Raw genomic sequence first — 19156 nt, forward strand, 5'->3', positions numbered from 1 at the left:
TGAGTCGACACGGTGTTGGTCGTGGGCCAGGCATGGTGTTCGCCCGCCGTGTCGGCCCTGCGGTCCGCCCGGTAAGCGGGTCGGTGCCTGAGATTGTGTCGACGCGACGGGTAGATCGCTATGGCATCGCGATCGACTAAAACCGTTTCGAGACCTGGTACGTCGAATGATATTAGCGACAATGACGTTGGGCCCGAGAAGGAGACGAGGTTGAGCTGCTCAGATGGGTGCGGCGGTCTTCGCGCGGGAGTGGACGTGGGTGGCTGCTCGACATTGGGCGGTGTTGGTGAGGTGAGGGTGTTCGCAGTCTCGTCTGACGGCGTCCTCGGCTGAGGATGTCTGTGTCTACGGGTATGGCGTCCCCTTCGGACTCAGCGTTGCGTGCGAGCCGGACCTGGCTTCGATCGCCCGGCTGATGAACCCCCGGGTGGAGGAGCGGGCACGAGCAGGTGTACAGCATCGTCGGCGCGTTCCACCGAAGGCCCGCTGTTCGGTACGGCGACGAGGGACACGTGATTGTCGAGCGCGAACGTGCCTCCGTTGCGGTGTCGATGCCGGAACTTCTTCCACTTCGTCCACACGGCCGGCGACGAACTCATGACAGCGTTGACGGACTCGGCCCAGCCCTCCTGTTCGAGGGTGTTCGTCAACGCGCCAGTGATGTCGTCCGGGACGCCTGCGGCGGGCTTGTGAGTCTCCAGGCCCAACTCCTGGCGGGTGTAGAAGTCGTTGAGTGCTTGGCTCCAGTCGGTGATGAGGATACGTGCAGCCTCCTCGGCGGGCACGTCGTGCAGGATGCTGATGCGATCGACGAGGTACGCGCCGAGGGCGTCGGATTCGGCGGCTGCCGATGCTTTGATCGCGTGCATGCCCGCGCGTATGCGCGCGTAGTGGTGGAAGGACGCGGGGTCGGTGAGGATGTCGGTAACCATGAGCAGGTCGGTCAGTGAGAGGACCCAGGTCGGCCGGTTGACGGAACCCGATACCGCCAGTCCGCCGGATGTGAACGGGTCGATGCGCTCGAACGTCACGATGATGGCGGTGCCACCGGCAATCCCCGTGGGGAGTAGCTCAACCGGCCGTCCGTTGCTGGTACGAGCGAACGACCGGCCGCCCTCGTCCAGGATGTAGGTCAGGGCACGATCGGTCTGGTCGAGTGCCTTGCCGAGGATATCCTTGAGCTTTTTGTCCACTCGATCGGGGGCACCTCGCCGTCCTGAGTCGGTCAATGCTACTGCCTTCGCTTCAATGGCCAGGGGCCACTCGGAGGCGACGAGGACGTCGATCTCGCCGTGCTGCCCGGAAGCGGGATCGTAGTGCTGTGTCGGGTGAACGTTGTCGACACCGAACACTGTCTCTAGTGCGCTGTTGACCAAGCGTTCATGCGCGTCCTGGCGGTGCTTGTAGTACTTCTGCGGGTCGAAGCCGGTATGTTTGGGCTCCATCGCGAGGCGCTGGTGGATGGCAGCCGATAACGACCACGGGTCCGGAACGAAGTACGCCCCGTCGTCGAGCTTGATGCACGGGTGCGTGCGTGCCCGGTTCGGTTCACCGGGTGCCCGGAACTGCGGCTGGCAGCCGTACGTCGCAGAGAAGAACTCCAGCATCGCGTTGACCTGCTCGACCGGGATGCCTGTGCTGGTTGCGACAGCATCTGGCGTCCACAGGGTGGTGGCGTTGAGTGCGTCGAGCATCGCCACGGCGGACGCGGGGTCCGGGTCGTCGCTGTCCAGGTCTGCGGCGACCGCGTCGCGCGCGGCCCGAAACGCCTGGTTCAACGCTCGTGCGTGCACTCTGGTCGCCCGGACCACGTCTGCGGGATCGAAACCGAGTCCGCGGACGTAGTAGTCGCGGTGGCGCCCGAAGACCTCGGCGTCGACATGTTCGAGATGCGTGGGGTAGCCGGGCATCCTGTCGCACTGGTACTCCAGCCGCAACTGCTGAAGCAAAAGCTCCCGGTCCACGTCATTGGTGTCGGCGTTCGCAGTGAACGCGATGACTATGCGAGCTTGTTCCGCGACAAAGATCTCGCTGATCAGCGCCGTTACCCGTTGCGTCACCTCGTGCGGGGTGTCGGCGTCCCCGTCGGCGGGGAGCGAAAGCGCGACGCCGACAAGGTATTCGATCTTCGCTGCCCATGTCGACGTCAGCTCGCCGTCGGCGAGACTCTCCGTGCCGGCGACCCCCAGCATCATCGCGGGAACCACCACCGAGTTGATCAGCTGGGTGAGATCACGACCTGCCATCAGCTGGCGGAGTTCCTCGGCCAGTGCGGGCAGTTTGTCCGCCTCCGCCCGGATCGACTCCAGCTGCTCCTCGATGAAGGCGTCACGCTCAGGTCCCGGCGGTAGCAACCGCCGCACGGTGCCGGCGCCGGCAGCCTCCGTAGACTCAATGAGGCTCTCGAAGTCGACCACTCGACCTTGCGGGAACCCACCGAACCTCGTCATAACGCCGATCGTAAAGGTGGGCTCCGGCATGTCGGGGGGAGATACCGGACTGTAGCCGCAATTCAACAGGATTGGGGTATCTCACTACGGTTCTCCTGCAACATCCGCCGCTCTGGACACAGGTGTCTTCAGCACTCGTCCACGGATCGCTGGCAGTTCAGGACGTGCGTCCTTGTGCATCGCGCCCAGAGCCCGAATGATCGCGGGTCGGTCTTTGGGACGAGTCCCACGCAGCGCGTAGAAGAACATGCCGCCCCGCACGAGGGCCGCAAGTGTAGTCGAAACACCGACAATTACGGCCCAGTCCATTATCACGGCTCGACCCTCGTCTCGAACCCACGCGGGAAGTACTCCACGACGCGGGCCTCCAACTCGTCAATCGTATAGACATTTTCGTGCTGCTCGGCCCACGCGCGTCCTGGATGCAGCGTGTCCCACGGGGATTTCTGGACCGATCGACGATTGGGACCGGGCGTATAGTTGCCGAACCCTTTCAGCACGGAATTCCAGACGGGAGCAGACCGCCGTAGGACCGAATCAATAGCCGGTCGCGCCCACATCTCGTCCACTACGAGGCACCTGCACGAGAAGTCGCGAAGGAACAGCCGGTGCTTTACGTCGGACTCGTCGTACTGTTCGACGGCCTCGATGGTCTGGGCGTGGCTCCTGAGGCGGCGGGCCAACGCCTGCGAACTGGAGGCTGACAGTGTCTCCCCACTCGCGCGAGCGTGGGCGAGGGCTGTTCCGATGTAAATCGGCAGGGAAGGATCGCCGCCAGCAATCGGAGCGTACAGCTCATCGCCTCCCGAGTAGTAGAGGCAGTAGAGGCCGGACCCGTTGAAGGGTTCGAACTCTCCGAGAGGTACGGCTGGTGCGGAGAGCAATGCGTTGACGACACTCGTGATCAGATTGGCCTTATCGAGCGGGTCGAACTCGGTCGGAACGTGACGATCAACCGGCTCCGATGTCGCCGTGGATTGACCAGGCGACCCGACACGCGGTTCGAAGTACGCCCTGATCTCTTTCTCGAGAAAGACTGGACCGCTCTTCAGTTCCTCCACCGGAGCGGGAAAGGAGTCATCGCGATTTCGCATATTCGAGATTGCCTGCCGGCTCATCCTCGCGAACTCGGCGATCTCGGCGACGCCCATCAGTCGGGGCGCTCGCGTCTCCCTACCATCGACTATCACCTCCACACCTCCGTGCGTGTACATCTGACAAGGGCTGCGTGTACACGTGACACTACAGGGCATGTGAACGCTCGTCAATCAGGAGGTATCTTTCATACACACTCCGGAGTGCTCAACCTTGGGCGGTACCTCCTCCATGCGCGCCGCCCCGGAAACTCGGTGCGAGCCCCGGAGCCCGGCTAATGCGTCCGACTCCGACCATATTGCTGGTGTCGCGGCACCTTCGTGGACCAGCACGCGCGGTGCGATTATCGCCACCTCGGACAGGAGTGCCAGGACCTGTGTGATGCGGTGGACCGTGGGCATATCGACCAAATCTGGAAGCCTTGGCCCACAGGGGAGTTGCGCCAAATCATTTCGACCCGTGCGGGGCTGGAAGCCGCCGGTGTCGGCCCCGACAACCCCCCGGCTACCACACGCCTCACCGGCACCGACGAGCGAACTCACTTCTCCCCTGAGTCGAATGAGTGGAGGAAGGGGCGTGTGTGCATGGTGCCCCGAACACGGCAATTGCTCGTAGGCCTACCTCGTTCATCGCCATAGCTCCCGGAAGGACGCAAGGCTCCCCACTAAACAGCTGATGCCGTGGTGAAGAAGAAGGCCGAAGCGTCGGTCGAGGAGTTGGCAGTAGCGGATCGTCCGGATGGCCAAGGGAGCAGGATCTGTCGCTGACTGGCCGCCGGGGAATTGACCCGGAGTCTGCACGTTCGGGCTACACCGACGGTTGTCCTCGCCGGGCAATCTGCTGGTTGATCGTTTCCGTCCTACTCTGGAAATCAGCACGGTGATCACGACCGGGGTTGGGTGGACTGCGATGACGGTGGCGGACAAACATCCATCGAAGGTCGCGATGTCACGCGCACGCCACCCCGGCACGGGACAGATCCTGCTCGCCACCGAGATAGCCCAGTTCGGGCGATCGTGGCCGAAACCGTTGCACTGCTACACCAGACGTTGGTGGCCCCAGTAGTCCGGCCGAGCGCCGCACTGATGAAGAAGAATCGATCCTCTGGTCCGACGGCCTCTCCACAGCTGCAAAAGGAGCGGCCGGCCTCCCCTGAGCCGCGTAAAGCGAAGCCTCCTCCACGGTTGCGGCCAGTTGATCAGCTGATCGCTGATCTTGTTCAAGCGGGCGGCGTGTTACAGGTCAAGCGATCTGCCGGCAGCTCGCCGGGCCCGTTACTGGGCATGCGGGTTGGCCGCGCAGGTGATCTCATCGTCGGACTCAGTGCAGGACTCGTCGACCGGCAGCGGTTCGCTGCTGTTGCTCTGATAGAGAGGTCCCGGCGCGGGACACGCCACTTGGCCCTCCTGCGGCATTGGCACACGGACCTACCGATCGGATCTGGCTCCAGCACCGGGCCTGACGACCCCGAGCCGGTTGCAATCCGCCCCGGATCCTCGTTCGAGCCTTGATAACCCGTATTAACAGTTTTCAGATGCGAGGATGACGGGCGTGACCGACTTCGAGTGCCGTGATCAAGCAGGTAGATACATAGAAGTGGGCCTGCCGCACCCCTGCTAAGAAGATCGCTGACGAACTCGCCAGCCATGTGCGCATGCCAATGCGCACTGCGCTTCGAAGCTCCGTAGGCATAACGTGTTGCCCGTGCGGCGAGACAACTACTCGCCCAGGTGGTCGATGTGGAGGAGTTCGATGTCCCAGTCCGTCCGAGTTCTGCTGATGTTGATTGCCGCCCTGTTCGGGCTGATCGTCGGCATCATCGCTGGAATCCTCACTGTTGTCGATGGTGGCTCACTGTCGTCCGCGGTCGTTCATGGGGGGACTGGGTGCGCCGGCGCGAGCGTCTTCGCCCTTACGGTCATCGCCTTCTTGTTCGGGTTCCGCCAGTGAGCGGGACCCAGAACCGTTTGGTGTCGCGGCAAGAGATCGCCGACCTGGCGGGCATCGATAGAGGGCTCCTATCAGTATGGAAGGGTCGGTACCGCAGCTTCCCTCGCCCGCGATCATCGAGAGAGGGCGACTTCTTCGTCCTTGCCGAAATGATCGAGTGGCTGAAGACGCGCAAGATCCCCAAAGGGCAACTGTTGCAGACCGAGAGGAAGGGCTGCACTTATGCCGACCGGGTAGTCCGGAACTCACGCCAGCGGGGGATTGACCGATCGGGCCCACCAGTAGTTCGCAACGGTGCAGGACGAAAGAGGTCCGACCGTGCTGATGCGGCCCTCGCCGAGCTGTATGGGCCGCTGGCCCAGCGGGTATGCGGTAGTGGACCGCAGATGGACTACCTGCAACTACTACTTTGTTCGGTCTTCGTACGCGTCCGTGCTCGCGACCAATGGGCGCGAATCTCCGATATGGCGGCCAAAGCTGTTGCAGATCAGAGTGATCCAGCTAAGCTGCTCGACTCTCTCGGGGCAATCGTCGACGCTGTACTCCGTGAGCACGGTGTACTACCAGGCGTGCGGCCGGTCTTCGCGCGACTCCAGCCCGAAGCAGCCGAGGATGTGGCCCAGGTCCTCCGGACCTGTCATGGTCTGGACCACGACGCGTTTACTGCGATACTTGATCGCTTCGCTGAGTGGTGCCAGCGAGACAGCAGCGAATTCTTCACGCCACCCAGCATCGTGCGGCTGGCGACCGAGATCATGCTCCACGAGGTCGCGAGGCCTGTACTGTGCCACGATCCGTTCCTGCGTTTCGGAGAGTTCCTCTCAGGGGCGGTGTCTGCTGTTATGAATGTAGAGGCCACGGGGTACGGGGGGCGGCCCGAGCAGCTTCGTCTAGCAGCGATGAACATCGCCGTACGTGGTGCGAATGTCGTCAACCTGCTGCCTGGCGATGTCTTGTCTCAGAGAGATCTTTCGGAGCGGCCGGTGAGGGCTGACGTCATCATGACCAACCCCCCGTTCAATCAGAAGACCACGGGCGAATGGCCCTCGCCATACGGAGGCTGGCCATTCAGGGCGCCGCCGAAGAAGAACGGCAACTTTGCCTGGCTGCAGCACATCCTTGCTTCGTTGCGTGATGGCGGTCGGGCGGCGGTGGTCATGCCGAATCAGGCGGGCGTGACCGAAGACAAGGACGAGCTCGCTATACGTGCGGCAATGGTCGAGCAAGGTGTTGTGGAAGGCATCATCGCGCTCCCTCCGGGACTGTTCGCCGCCACACCTGCACCGGTGAGCATCTGGCTCCTTTCCCGGCCGGAGAAGATCAAAGATTCTGTCCTCCTTATCGACGCCAGAGCAGCGGGCGAAAAGAAGGCCGGCAAGCGCTGGCTGCGCGAACGGGACCTCCAAACCATAGTCGAATGCTATCGAGAGTGGCGGTCTGCCGCCGAAGAATTCCGTCCGAAAGAACTGGACCGAGGAGGCGTCGCAGTTGCTGTCAGCTTCGCTGACATCAAACGCTTCGCATACTCCCTCAGTCCTGCCGACTATCGCCCGATTCCTCGCGAGTTCGCAGGCGAAAATGCAGTGCCTCTACGTATTCTGTGTGAAATCCAAGCAGGCCCCTCTAATTCGATAGTAAAGGGACTTGACTTCGTAGACGACGGAATCCCTCTCGTTGTGCCTACACAATTGCAGCATCGCTGCATTATGGAGGAACATACGAGGCGGGTGTCCCCGGGAGATGCTGTCAAACTTGAAAAGTTCCATCTCAGAGATAGGGACATCCTGTGTGTCAGGACGGGTACCCTGGGCCCATGCGCCATTGCCAATAAAGGCAACGAGGGAATGTTATTCGGCACGGCGCTAATCCGGCTACGTGTACGTGACCCAAGCGTAGTAGACGCGCAGTATCTCATCGCATTTCTCTCGCTCCCTTCGACAAAAACTTGGATCGAAAACAAAGCAGCTGGCACCACCATACCGTCCATTAGTTCGGCAAGCCTCGGTAAACTGCTTGTCCCCTTGCCTTCTCTGGATAAGCAAAGACGGATCGGTGCCGAGGTGGCCGCCGCAGATGCGGGTATCGCTGGCCTGCGCAAGCAAATCCAGATCGCGGAAGAGAAACGAGTGAAAACTGCAACCGCCCTCTTTGCGGGGAACCTGTCCTCGCCTGTGGACGCCCACCGAGCAGCCAAAGGATCGGGAACGCTGGCGTAGCTCCGTATCCCCAACAGTCGGCGGTCTACGTATACGAGTGCGTTGTTATGACCCACGGGGGTGGCTGGACTGTCCGTCTGCACGGGAAGCGTGCAGGGGATCGCTGATGTGCCCTTCCCGCTTAACGAACAGCTCGCCGGGCATCGCGCCGCCTCACACATCGACCGACAGTATGAACTCGTAACTTCCCCCGCTGTGGATTGAAGACTTGCCGGGGGGAGCTCCCGCGAACACTCGACCCGCGAATCGTCTACCCACACTTCTTAAGCTGCTTCGACACCGATATTGCGTAGCCGATACCGGTAAGAGTCGATCCGTTCGATATGCCACGCGACTCGCGCCGGCGGCTCACCTCCAGCGCTTCCGCGGCCAGCGGTTCGACTCTTCGGCTGCGTCAGCGCTGCGCTTCGCCTTTGGGGTGGATGCGGTGGCGGCCTCGGCCGATTGCTGGGAGGCGACCAGGGCTTGCTTCGCGGACCGGCCTGTCTACGCATACTTCAACGCCCAGCACACTACGACCGAGCTTCCGGCCGCCATCACGGCGGCAGCGGTGGCGATGATGTCGGACGTATCGATGCGGGAGACGTAGGGACGCGCCTCGGCCGCAAGGCAGAGGCGTGGTGGAAATTGAACGGCCGTCGACGATTCGACAGCTTACGTCACGGCGTCAGGACAGTGGTCGGCGAGTTCGTATGTCGAACCGGTGAGGTCGGCGTCGCCGGCATCCTCATGGCCGAACTCGCCTGCCGCCAGAATCCGACACCGATTCTTGAGCTTGTTCTGACGGAAGAAGCCGAACTGCGGGAGCGCTGCAAGCACGGCCGCACCCTTCCAGGCTGTGGATGGGTCAGGTGAACGGACCGCGACCCCCGATCGTGCTCCATAGCGACTGCTCCGTGTCAGTGTGCCCGCGGGCTGGGCGGGATCGTTTGCCGTCACCAAGTCAGATCATCGGTTGTGCCCGACCTACTCCGGCCCGATCAGCCAGTCCTGAGTCTGTATGGCTTCCGTCCAGCCTGTTTGAATGATGGAACCGTCAGGGAACATTGGTATCTGGCGCTCGCGAGCTGAAGCGAGCAGCTCTGAGATGCGCTCACCGAAGCCGGCCGGATCATTCGCGGGAATCTCTCTGGCAAGGTCAGCTACTCCTCTCAGGAGTCCGAGCTGCACGCGGAAGCCCCCGAAGTTGACCGTCTCGAACGGAACTTCAACCGACGTGCCCTGAAGGCGATCGCCAGTCTGAAGGGCATTGATAAATGGCTGGTAGTAGGCGTAGAGGTAGCGGTCCCATGTCACGTGGTCGAGCCGAATGGCGTCTTCAGCTGGCTCGTCGGGGTCGAAAGCATCGACCACCAGTTCTTGCCCGGTGGGGAAGGACGCGACGCAGCCCAGAGCGAGCCACGGCGGGTCGGAGTCGATCGACAACACGGAACGCTTTTGCTCGCGGAGCTTCTCGGGAAGCGCGCGTTCCATGGCGCGCGAACGCCCCTTGGCCTCGGCTACCACCCACCCCGAGGGGGCTCGGCCGAACAGATCCGCGCGCTTACGGCCGGTCCCGAAGACGATGCCGTACGTCGATGCGTAGCGGTCGATATGCAGCAGATGGCTGACATCAAGCACCTGGCGGCAGAAGATCGCTGTCATTGCCGTACCGAGGGCATAGGAGAGGCCGACAAGTTCGGATCGGTCGAGCTCGTGCGCCAGCCGCGACCGGGTGAGTGCACCATAGGGCCGACGACGGATGTAGGCCGGGATGAGTGACGTGCGGTACAGCCATTCCCAGGTCGACGCGCTGCCATAGCGGTAGCGGTCACCGGGGGCACGCCCTGTAGCAAACAGTGCATGGGCCAACTCCTCGGCCCGGAAGCTCAACTGGCCGTGCGGAACCACTGAAGTTGGGAACGCGTAGGCGTTGTAGTTCACCTCGAATGACGGTGAAAGCGGAATACCTACCATGATGCCTGTGTCTTTTCTCTGCTCGCTGCCCACTGGCGCCGCCCAAGTGGGCAGCCCAACCTCCCGGAAGAGTGCGGCAACCATTCCTTTGCAACCCGATACGGTCAGCCGAATCCGGGCGTTTCGATCCTGAACTCATCCGGATACAGCCGGAGCGGACTCGGTGGCCGGTCTTCGGGAATATGAAGCAGAGGATGGTCGGAGGTGCGGTGTTGCTGCGGTCGGTAGGTTCCTTCGAACACGACCATCACTGAGCCGCCCACCCCATCTCGGTTCCGTTTCGAGTTCGCATAGCGCCCCACGTTGAGCAGTCCGCGGATATCCCGTCCGTCGTTTCCGACGGTGATGGTGCCATCGTGGAACAGCTGGACGAAGGTGCCGTTGTCGGCGCAGACAGTGGCCGCCACCGTGCGGCAGAGCGCTGGATCGGTCGGCACGTCGATATCGGGGCGCCGCGGCTTTGGACCTGGCACCTCCAGGCGTTCGCCGATCTCGATGTGGACACTCTCACCCAGAGCGGTCTGGCGCTCCCTGCCCCTAACAGTCCAAAGGTGCGCCGTTGAACGGACTTTGACGCGGCCATCGTAGAACAGGGATATGCGGTCGCCGTTGCTGTTGCCAACCACATGCTTTGCGTTATTGGGTGCCACTCATACCTCGCGGGGCAATGTTGGTGAATGATCGTGCGCGCTGACCTATGGCGCATCGTCGACTACCGCCACCTCACGCCTGATCGGCAGTGTCGGCGGCTGGCCCGAACTGGTGGGGGCCGGGCCATTCCTGGCAGATCAGCCTGGTCAGTTCGGCCGAACGCTTCGCAATATCGGCGTCGGTCCACGCGTCAGGGTGGTCATCGATCAGCTCTTTGTTCAGGACCAGCAGGCTGAACTTGCTCAGCATTGAGCGCTTGCCCTTGCCGGCCTCGCGGCCGGTGGGGGCGATGAGTTGTGTCTCGCTGTCAGTCCAGGGGCGATGAGACAGGGAGCCGTTGAGCTTCTGCGTGACCAGGGTGAGGTTGCCGAGTGTGTTGACGAGGCGGTCGCGCTCGCGGGCGGCATCGCCGGTCAGGGGCGGCTGCTGATCCCAGTGCTGCTGCCACTTCTGGGGCATGACGTGCTCGATCTGCAGCGGTCCACTGAGACTGACGGATTCATGGCGTTCGGACCGCAACCGCTCCTCGATCGCCTCGAGAACGACTCGAAGTCGGCTTTGTCGGATCGTCTTGTAGATGCGGAGTGTCGGCAGATACTCCTGCAGCTCAGCGTCACTCGGCCACAGTCGTGTCTCTGCAGTCTGCACGCTGAGGTAGCCGAACAGAGCGGTGCCGACTTTCTCCGGATCGATGCCGTCGAGGATCGCCAAAGCTGAGACCATGAACCGGTTGACGTCCTTCGTGGTGTAGCGCAGCAGCGTTCGGCGGATCACCCAGCTCTCCAGCGCACCCAGTGCCAGCTCAATCTGATCGTCGGGGATTTGGTGGTTGTCGGAGATGATCGACATCAGTAGCGGAGTGGTGGCGGCAAGCTCGAACTCTTGGATCACTCGCCGGTAGAAGCGTCCCGCTGCAGTGTCGGGCGGACATTCGGCCAGCATGCGGTAGGTCTCCGCGTCACGGATCAGCTCAGTAAGCAGTGCCTCGGCCGATTCAACGCTTGTCATGTGATCGCTGGCGTACTGGGTGAAGGCGCGAAATGTTTCATCGACCAGGATCTCGTCGCGTGTGCGCATCGTCAGCCAGTACTGCAGAAATGCGTCGATACGTGAACGCAGGTGACGTCCCTGGGGTACTTCATCGCGCCACCAATCGTCGTCGAAGTCGCTCCAGAACCGGTCCGGCCAGCTATCGATGTCGGCGCGCAGCCGCTCGCCCTGCTGGAAGACCCAGTTCTTGATCAGATCCGCCTTGAGCAAAGGCGTACCGCGGTCGTTGAGCGTTTCGAAGATCAGTTGGTCGTCGTCATGCCCGGACAAGTTGATCGCCACAACGAGCAGGCGCGATTGCAGCACATCGGTGAGCGCATCAACCCGCTGCTTCTCGGTCCCAACCGGCTCTGGCTCGCCTTCCTCAGGCTCACCGGATATCCAGGCGCGGATCTCGGTGCGGAAAAACTGATGCGCCTCAGTAATGCGGTGGTCGGGGTACTGGCTGCCGTTGGTCCCGGCAAGGGCAGCCGCGAACGCCTCGCGGTCCGAGCGAGAGGGTCGGAGCTTGAACTGCTCCGGCTTGCCTCGAAACCGATTCGCCGCGTTGACGGTCAGCTCTTTAAGGGCCTCACCCTGGTCGGCGTAGCCGAGATCGGTGAAGGCCTTCTGAGCGGTATCGAGGAGCAGCTGCAGGGTGGTCGTGCGCTGCTGGCCGTCGATGACCGCGTGCCGCGTGACGTCGCCAAGAATTGCGGATCTGGACTTGTAGACGATGGCGCCGAGGAAGTGTCCGCCGATCTCCTTCAACGTGTCCTGATCGCCGTTCGCCCCTACCACCCGCTCTGCGACGCGCCTGACGTCTTGCCACAGAGGTGCCCACTGGTCCTCCTCCGACCAGACATACGGTCGCTGGAAGACCGGGATCTCGTAGTGCACCGCACCATCGAACAACGCTCGCGGCGCCAGCGCGTCAGCTTTCATCAGGCGATCTCCTCGACTCAATGAACCCCCAAGCAAGCATGCCTAGCATAAGGATTCGCAGAGACCTCGTTGCATGATGGATGGCTTCGAGGGGCGACTGCATCTCCGCCTTCCTGGCGCCATCGAAACCTTCATCGGCAGCGGCCCCTGCGTGATCGCGACTCGCCACCAGCTGGATTCACCGCCGGTCGCACAAGGGTCGGCACGAAGCTGCCCTACGCCGAATTTCCCAACCGCAGTGCGACGGGACACCTCTTGGGATTCTCCACCCAGGCGATGGACCGCGTAGTCAGGAGTCAGGCATACACTTCATCCGTTGGCATCTGTGTAGCCGCCAGCCAGCTCGATGGTGCGTTGCTCCCTCGTCGAATCATTAACGTATTCGTGCCCAAGACGGATCAAAGCGACTACTCGCTGGGATCCAGAGCAAGATCTACGTGTGATCGGTAGTGTTGATCTACCAGCCGATGCAGGCCGTCGAGTCCCGGTTGCAGAAAGAGGAGACATGGGGGGCGATCGTTACACGTTGGTGAGCGAGGTGTCGGTGGATGGGCATACTTATCGGTGTTACGACGTTGCCGACGGTGACAAGCTCATCGATGAGGTCGCGCGTCTGGTGGCGGAGTTGTATGTCGATCCAAGCGAGCTTCTCGCGTCCCTCAGTGCTGCGAGCGCGGATCTTGGCCCCATCGCGTCGCCCGGTGAGCTCGCTGCGCTAGTAAGTGAGGTCCGCGAGGCCGTCATTCCACAGATGACAGACTTCGGGAATCAGCCAGTGCACCTGCAGACGCCCCGCAACGAAGTGGCGGAAATCTTAGCCTACGACGCCCTGCAACGGCTAGACGAGGTTACAATCCCGGCGTCTCGGATTCGCGAGAAGGAGGTTCCAGGGCAACCGACACGAGGCTTGGACATCTTCGGGCTCCTGGTGCGGCCGCACATACGTGCAGTGATTTCCGAGGTGAAAGCGTCTTCAGCAAGCGCTAGTCCACCGGCTGTGGTAGGCACTGGGGAAGACAGCATGCACGGCCAAATCAAAAACCGTGTCGGTAGCCAGACCAAGATTATCGAGGAACTCAACTGGGCGTACAGGCACGCGAAGGATGGTATGAAACATCAGGTCGCATTGGCAATGATCAGTTTCTCCCGCAAGGATGCCCATCCGCCAGTTGCAATGCCTGTCCTTGTGCGCCCTATGGATAAATACGGCACCGATGACTTCGGATGCTTCCTTGAGGACCCGACCCAATACGCTCCTGCGGAGATTAGATTCATTATCCTGCGCATCCCAGGAACTCTTGAGGAATTTGCTAAGAAAGTATACGCTCGGGCTCGGGATGTCGCATGACGGAATGGGATATCCAAGAACTTATCCATGAGACCGGGGCGGCGGATGCTTCGCAAGCCGCCCAGGTTGCGTTTCTTCTGTCGCGAATCGGTACGGTGGATCGGCCAGCTTCATACGAAGGTGACTACGATCTTGAATTACTAGGGCAAACATTAGAAGGATTTGCCGCTCAAGCCAGCGGCAGTGGGAAAGCTGCAGAAATTTGGAGGCAAGCGTTCCTGTGTCGCCGTGTAGCCGCCCAACATGACACCAGTAATCGGCTCTATCAATTGGTGAGATTGGCGGCCGACGGGATTTTAGCTCAGCGTCGGCCCGAGGTCATGTTAGCTTTGAAGGGCATTGGAATTCCTCCACGCGAGTCATTGATCTATCCGGATACATCACTGGACGACATCTTAGAATTCGACGTCCTGCGCGCCTTCCTCCTCCTGGCGCGCCGAAATGGGTGGGAAGATCTAAACGAATCACGAGATTCCATTATGCAGCTCCGGCGACATCATCAAAACTATCAGGATCAGTACTTGCTGGAGCAAGGTAACAAAGCCGCTGCTGGAATACGATTGATCGCTCGGTTCAACCTGGCCAAAATAGTCGAGATAGCTGCGAGCTTCACTATGAATGGCCAGCCTGTCGATCCGGATATACAACTGGATAAGCACGAGCGGAACCTCAAAGATCTCTTCAAACTACTTCCGGATGGTCAATTTGAAGAGTTATCGCACTTAGTCGTGCGGGCATGCCGTGAGATTATTTCTTCGAGCATCTGGAAAGACACACAGCGCCTTGGTCAAGATTTTCGCAGATTTGTTGCCGCCCTGGCTTCTCCTGGCAGGCGGAATCCGACGCTTGAGCTGTGGCCCAGTCAGCGCAGGGCGTTGGATAGTAATCTGCTTGACCCGGCCAAGCGGGCAATTGTTGTCGAGATGCCAACCTCGGCTGGAAAGACTTTGCTAGCCGAATTTTGTATCGTGCAGGCACATGCCCTTAACCCAGATTCAACAGTTTCTTACATTGTGCCGACGCGTGCTCTTGTGAACCAAATTACGCAGCGCCTCCGACGCGATTTCCGACCGCTGAACCTCACTGTCGAAGCAGCGGCGCCCGTTTTCGAAATCGATCCGACTGAAGACCGACTGCTGCGCGATAGAATCGACGTTCTTGTGTGCACTCCAGAGAAACTCGATCTGCTGATTAAGTCGGGGCATGCTGCTGTACGGAACCTTTCTTTGGCTGTGGTCGATGAGGCTCATAATTTGGGTGACGGTGATCGCGGCGTGAGGATGGAACTCCTGCTAGGCACACTCAAACGTGAGCGACCTGAGATCCGATTCCTGATGCTGACCCCTTTTGTGCCGAATGCGGACGAGCTCGGGCGTTGGCTGGGCGATGGTGCGGAGGCAACGATCGCCGTCAATTGGCGGCCAAGTGAAAGAGTCGTCACGTCTACTGAATGGACGAAGATTCGTCGTGGGCCGCGTGTGCTTAGCTTGAGTACGTTGGATAGTGCCGATAATGTAGACGTGCCAGCTGGTTATACCGCAGAATTGTTGCGACTTCCATCGGACTTCGCCGCGCCGGGTAAGACAGAGACTAGTGCCTTGGCGGCAGTCGAGCTTGCGAAGAATGGCTCAGTATTGGTACTTGCCCGAGGTAGGGGGACTGCCGAGGTGCGTGCACGTGAAATAGCCGACCGACGCGAAGAATTTCCTCTTTCTCCGCTTGCTCAAGCTGTGGCAAATTACATCAGCATAGAGGGCGGCGCCGACCATCCGCTAGTGCGTCAGCTGGGTAGGAAGGTTACATACCATCATGCTGGTGTTTCCCATGATCTTCGGTATCTGCTTGAGCTGCTTATCGAGCGCGGTGATGTAGATATCGTCTGTGGTACGACTACCCTCGCTCAGGGGTTGAATTTCCCGATCAGTTCCGTGATATTAGAAACTCTTACAAAGCCCCAGGGTATCGGACAAGGCGCAAAAGATCTGAGCTACTCGGAGTTCTGGAACATCGCTGGCCGTGCCGGTAGGGCGCTTCAAGACTCGGTCGGTCTGGTTGTTTTTCCGACTCTTAGTAAGGTCGATCGTGAGAAAGTCCAACAGTTCCTGCGCGAGCAGGCGGCAGATGTGTGTAGTCACCTTTTGCAGGCTGCGAGCCAGTTGTCTAGCGGGATAGACCATTTCGATCTGAAGTTTGTCCGAGAGAACTCGGCGTTAGCAGTTTTCCTGCAGTACCTCGCGCATGTCGCTCGTGTCGCTGGGGCTGAAGAGACTAGTCGAGATATTGAGGAATTACTGCGGTCCAGCTTGGTGTATCATCAGACCCGTGAGTCCGATCGGCGATTGGCGGAGCAGCTCATTTCACTTTCTCGAACATTCATGAGCCGACTTGAGGGCGTTGAGCGAGGTTATCTAGCGCTTGCCGATAATACTGGTTTCAGCTTGCCGTCAGTGGACTATGCGTTCGCGGCGTCGCATGATCATCCCGAATTTCGGAGTCAAACTTTCTGGGATGCTAGGAACCTGTTCGGCGAGGACATCTCCGGACTTACTAGTGTAATTGAGGTTATCGCGGGTATCCCTGAACTCAATCTCGGTGTACGAAATGACGAACCTAACGCGGTATTCAACGCTAGGACGGTCGCAGGAATCACCAGAGATTGGGTTAACGGTGAGTCCCTTTCTGTCATCGCAGATAGATGGTTCGGATTCGAGCCCCACAACACCAAGGCCAAGCGCCTTAGTGCAGCAGGCCATTATGTGCACAGCCGACTTGTTGGTCAGGTCCCTTGGGGCATGAGTGCCCTATATACTCTAGTGTCATCACGTTCAGGCGAACAGGCCGCTTCACCGGCTTACGCTGGTGCCATGGTCTTCTACGGTGTGCCTTCCCCGGAGGCTGTAACGATGAGAATCGGCGGTGTGCCCAGGCCGGCTGCGGCTGGACTGGGCACACAATGGTCCGGTGATGATACAAGCGGCGCCACGTTTCGCGATCTTCGCAAGTGGATTGCTGGGCGAAGTGCTCGGCAATGGGCATCCGCGCTGCCTCCCCGCTCAAAACTTACCGGTGAGCAGTGCCGTCTTCTGTGGCGAGCACTCGTTGATTGGACGGATTAACTAGCATTCGGTCCAATCATGTTTGGTTGCTTTGCTGGCGCTGTAATGCTACCAGTTTCGAGAGATATGCCTCTGTCCTTTTTGGGTGCTGCTACATAGCGCCAGCTGCCGTTCGAGATGCAGTGGCATCGGTCGAGAAGTACCGGCGTCCCAGACATGATGCCGTGGCTAGCGGTTCACCACGGCGTACTGGTTTTTGCGGAAGAGGTGGGTAGTCGAATTATGCAGCGCGGCCGTCGCAGAGCCCGAGGTCGTGTAAGCGTGCCACGGTGCGGCAGTCGGAGGGCATGGCCGGAACAGCTCCGGTTCGTGGTCGATGCATGTCGGGCACAACGGGCTGTCGGCGATGTGCGGTCATCACCCGCAGCTGCTCGCGTTGGTGCCGTAGTCGCTTTGCCTAGTTGGCGGCAAGGTAGGCTCGGTGCCTTGGCGGCCTGCCAAGAGCCTTCAAGGTTCGCTACGAGTTCGACAGGGGGCGTAGTGTTTGAGCGCGGGATGCGAGTGCTTCTGCGTGATCGTCGGTGGGAGGTCGAATCCGTTCGTGGTGCGGGTGCCCAGACGCTTCTGCAGTTGCGCCTGGTGGATGACAGGCCGGGACCGCGTCGGTTGACGGTGCTGCCAAGTCTGGAGCCGAGCCTGCACCTTGAGCCATCGCGTGACCTGCGTTTCGAGCTGGGCAACCCGGTGCGGCTCAACCAGCTCCATGATGCGTTGGCGCTGACCATGGCCCATGGCCGCGGTGACCTGGTGGCCGTCGAACACGGCCGCATCGATGTCGAGCCTTACCAACTGGTGCCGGTCCTCGCCGCCATGCGCCAGTCCAAGACAAGGCTGCTGATCGCTGATGACGTGGGCCTGGGAAAAACGGTCGAAGCAGGTCTCGTTTTGCTGGAGCTTGCTCGGCGAGGTCGTGCCGATCGTGTGCTAATCGCTTGTCCCGCGGGCTTGCAGGAGCAGTGGGTCGAGGAGATGCAGTTTCGGTTCAACCTTGATTTCACCAAAGTCGACAGCAAGCAGTGGCTGGAACTGCGCCGGTCCTACCCCACGACGGTGAGCCCGTGGACGGCCGCGCCGCTGGCAGTATCTTCGATCGACTATTTGAAGAACAACCTTGCCGCCATTCAAGCCGCACCTCCGTTTGATGTCGTCATCGTGGACGAAGCGCATCATGTCGCGCGTGCCTACGCCGGTGAGGGCCGCTCGAGTGGGACCGATCGCAGCCGCTTGGCCCGTGTTCTCGCTGACCACAGTCAGGAGCTGCTCTTGTTGTCGGCGACTCCGCACAACGGCTACAAGGAGTCGTTCGCGAGCCTGCTGCAACTTCTCTCACCACATCTGGCCAGTGACGACGGTCAGCTGCTGCCTGAGCTGGTGAAGCCGTATGTGGTGCGCCGCCTCAAAGACGACGTTGCGCGTGGTGACCCGCCTCAGCCGATTAGTCGCCGACACCCGCCGCGCCCGATCGAGGTACAGCCGACCGCTCGGGAGAAGGAGATTCATCAGCGGCTGCGAGGTCACAGCAAGCGTGTGCTGCGCGCCCTGAAGGACACCGACTCCTACTACGTGCAAGCATTCGCGCTGGAGGTGCTCCGCAAGCGGGCCCTGTCCAGCCCGCACGCGCTGCTGCAAAGTCTGCGTCGACGGGCTGAAAGCCTCGGAGTGACACCCGTGGAGCACACCGGGCACCGTCGACTGGATGCTATGCAGCTCTATCGAGGCGATTCCGCTCTTCCCGAGGATGAGCTGATCGAGACCGAAGAACTTGCGCTCCAGGGCGTTGCGGCGCATCTAGCCGCCGACGAGCTGCAGGAAGAACGCCGACTTGTGGGCACCTTGATCGAGCAGGTCGAAGCACTGACCGCAGGCGATGACAGCAAGCTGACCCGGCTGCGGGGGTGGCTGGAAGGCTTCCGCGCCGCTCGGCCGGGTGAGCGGATCATCGTGTTCACTGAATACCGCGACACCCTGGACTACCTGCAGGAACGCCTCGGCCTCGGGCCGACTCTGCGAATTGATGGCACCGTGCCGCTGGCCAAACGCAAAGACGTGCTCGCCGAGTTTGCGGCAACGCCAAGCGCTCTCTTGCTTGCCACCGATGCTGCCGGGGAGGGCCTGAACTTGCAGGAGGCCTGCCACGTGGTGATCCACTATGAGCTGCCGTGGAACCCGAACCGGCTCGAACAACGTAACGGCCGCGTAGATCGGTTCGGCCAGAAACAGATCGTGGAGATCGGCTACCTGTATTTGGCCGACACTCGCGACGAGGAGATCTTGCAACGCTTGCGCGAGAAGTTGGCCGAGATCGCTAAGACCGTGTCTCACGTCGTTTTGACTGGTTGTCGGTGGGTAGCGATGGACTGTGATCGGTTGTGGTGCATGATGTTCGGCCGTGTCGGACAA

Annotated in this window: 11 protein-coding genes; 5 read left to right on the forward strand and 6 right to left on the reverse strand. The window is 60.7% G+C overall.

Going from position 1 to position 19156, the window contains the following annotated elements; translation table 11 throughout:
* Positions 1-371: 371 nt before the first annotated feature.
* Positions 372-2417 carry a hypothetical protein gene (locus ACWEKR_RS31170; protein ID WP_452357505.1) on the reverse strand — a complete coding sequence of 682 codons (2046 nt, stop codon included), beginning with the start codon at positions 2415-2417 and terminating at the stop codon, positions 372-374.
* Between the two features lie 344 nt (positions 2418-2761).
* Positions 2762-3646 carry an Eco29kI family restriction endonuclease gene (locus ACWEKR_RS31175; RefSeq protein ID WP_452357506.1) on the reverse strand — a complete coding sequence of 295 codons (885 nt, stop codon included), beginning with the start codon at positions 3644-3646 and terminating at the stop codon, positions 2762-2764.
* 1651 nt (positions 3647-5297) lie between these two features.
* On the opposite strand from ACWEKR_RS31175, the gene ACWEKR_RS31180 reads away from it, so the two are divergent.
* Both ACWEKR_RS31180 and ACWEKR_RS31185 read left to right on the forward strand, forming a co-directional pair.
* Positions 5298-5495, forward strand: a complete 198-nt coding sequence (locus ACWEKR_RS31180) for a hypothetical protein (RefSeq protein WP_452357507.1) — start codon at positions 5298-5300, stop codon at positions 5493-5495.
* A gap of 149 nt (positions 5496-5644) precedes the next feature.
* Positions 5645-7711, forward strand: a complete 2067-nt coding sequence (locus tag ACWEKR_RS31185) for an N-6 DNA methylase (protein WP_452357508.1) — start codon at positions 5645-5647, stop codon at positions 7709-7711.
* A gap of 654 nt (positions 7712-8365) precedes the next feature.
* Here ACWEKR_RS31185 and ACWEKR_RS31190 read toward each other — a convergent pair.
* The 4 genes from ACWEKR_RS31190 to ACWEKR_RS31205 form a co-directional block, all read right to left on the reverse strand.
* Entirely contained in the window at positions 8366-8530 is a 165-nt protein-coding gene (locus tag ACWEKR_RS31190) for a hypothetical protein (RefSeq protein ID WP_452357509.1), read from the reverse strand.
* Between the two features lie 147 nt (positions 8531-8677).
* Positions 8678-9700 (reverse strand): hypothetical protein, encoded by a 1023-nt coding sequence (locus tag ACWEKR_RS31195; protein WP_452357510.1) that lies wholly within the window; start codon positions 9698-9700, stop codon positions 8678-8680.
* A gap of 71 nt (positions 9701-9771) precedes the next feature.
* Complete coding sequence (locus tag ACWEKR_RS31200) at positions 9772-10317, reverse strand: hypothetical protein (protein ID WP_452357511.1); 546 nt, start codon at positions 10315-10317, stop codon at positions 9772-9774.
* A gap of 73 nt (positions 10318-10390) precedes the next feature.
* Positions 10391-12292: a DUF262 domain-containing protein gene (locus ACWEKR_RS31205; protein ID WP_452357512.1), complete on the reverse strand. Its 1902-nt coding sequence runs from the start codon at positions 12290-12292 to the stop codon at positions 10391-10393.
* A gap of 505 nt (positions 12293-12797) precedes the next feature.
* On the opposite strand from ACWEKR_RS31205, the gene ACWEKR_RS31210 reads away from it, so the two are divergent.
* The 3 genes from ACWEKR_RS31210 to ACWEKR_RS31220 all read left to right on the forward strand — a co-directional run.
* On the forward strand, positions 12798-13640 hold the full coding sequence (locus tag ACWEKR_RS31210) for a hypothetical protein (protein WP_452357513.1): 843 nt from the start codon (positions 12798-12800) through the stop codon (positions 13638-13640).
* Positions 13637-16756 (forward strand): DEAD/DEAH box helicase, encoded by a 3120-nt coding sequence (locus ACWEKR_RS31215; RefSeq protein WP_452357514.1) that lies wholly within the window; start codon positions 13637-13639, stop codon positions 16754-16756. Before ACWEKR_RS31210 ends, ACWEKR_RS31215 begins: the two co-directional genes overlap by 4 nt.
* 501 nt (positions 16757-17257) lie before the next feature.
* A partial coding sequence (locus ACWEKR_RS31220; protein WP_452357515.1) for a helicase-related protein occupies positions 17258-19156 on the forward strand: 1899 nt, incomplete at its 3' end.

The organism is Nocardia sp. NPDC004573, assembly GCF_053602135.1.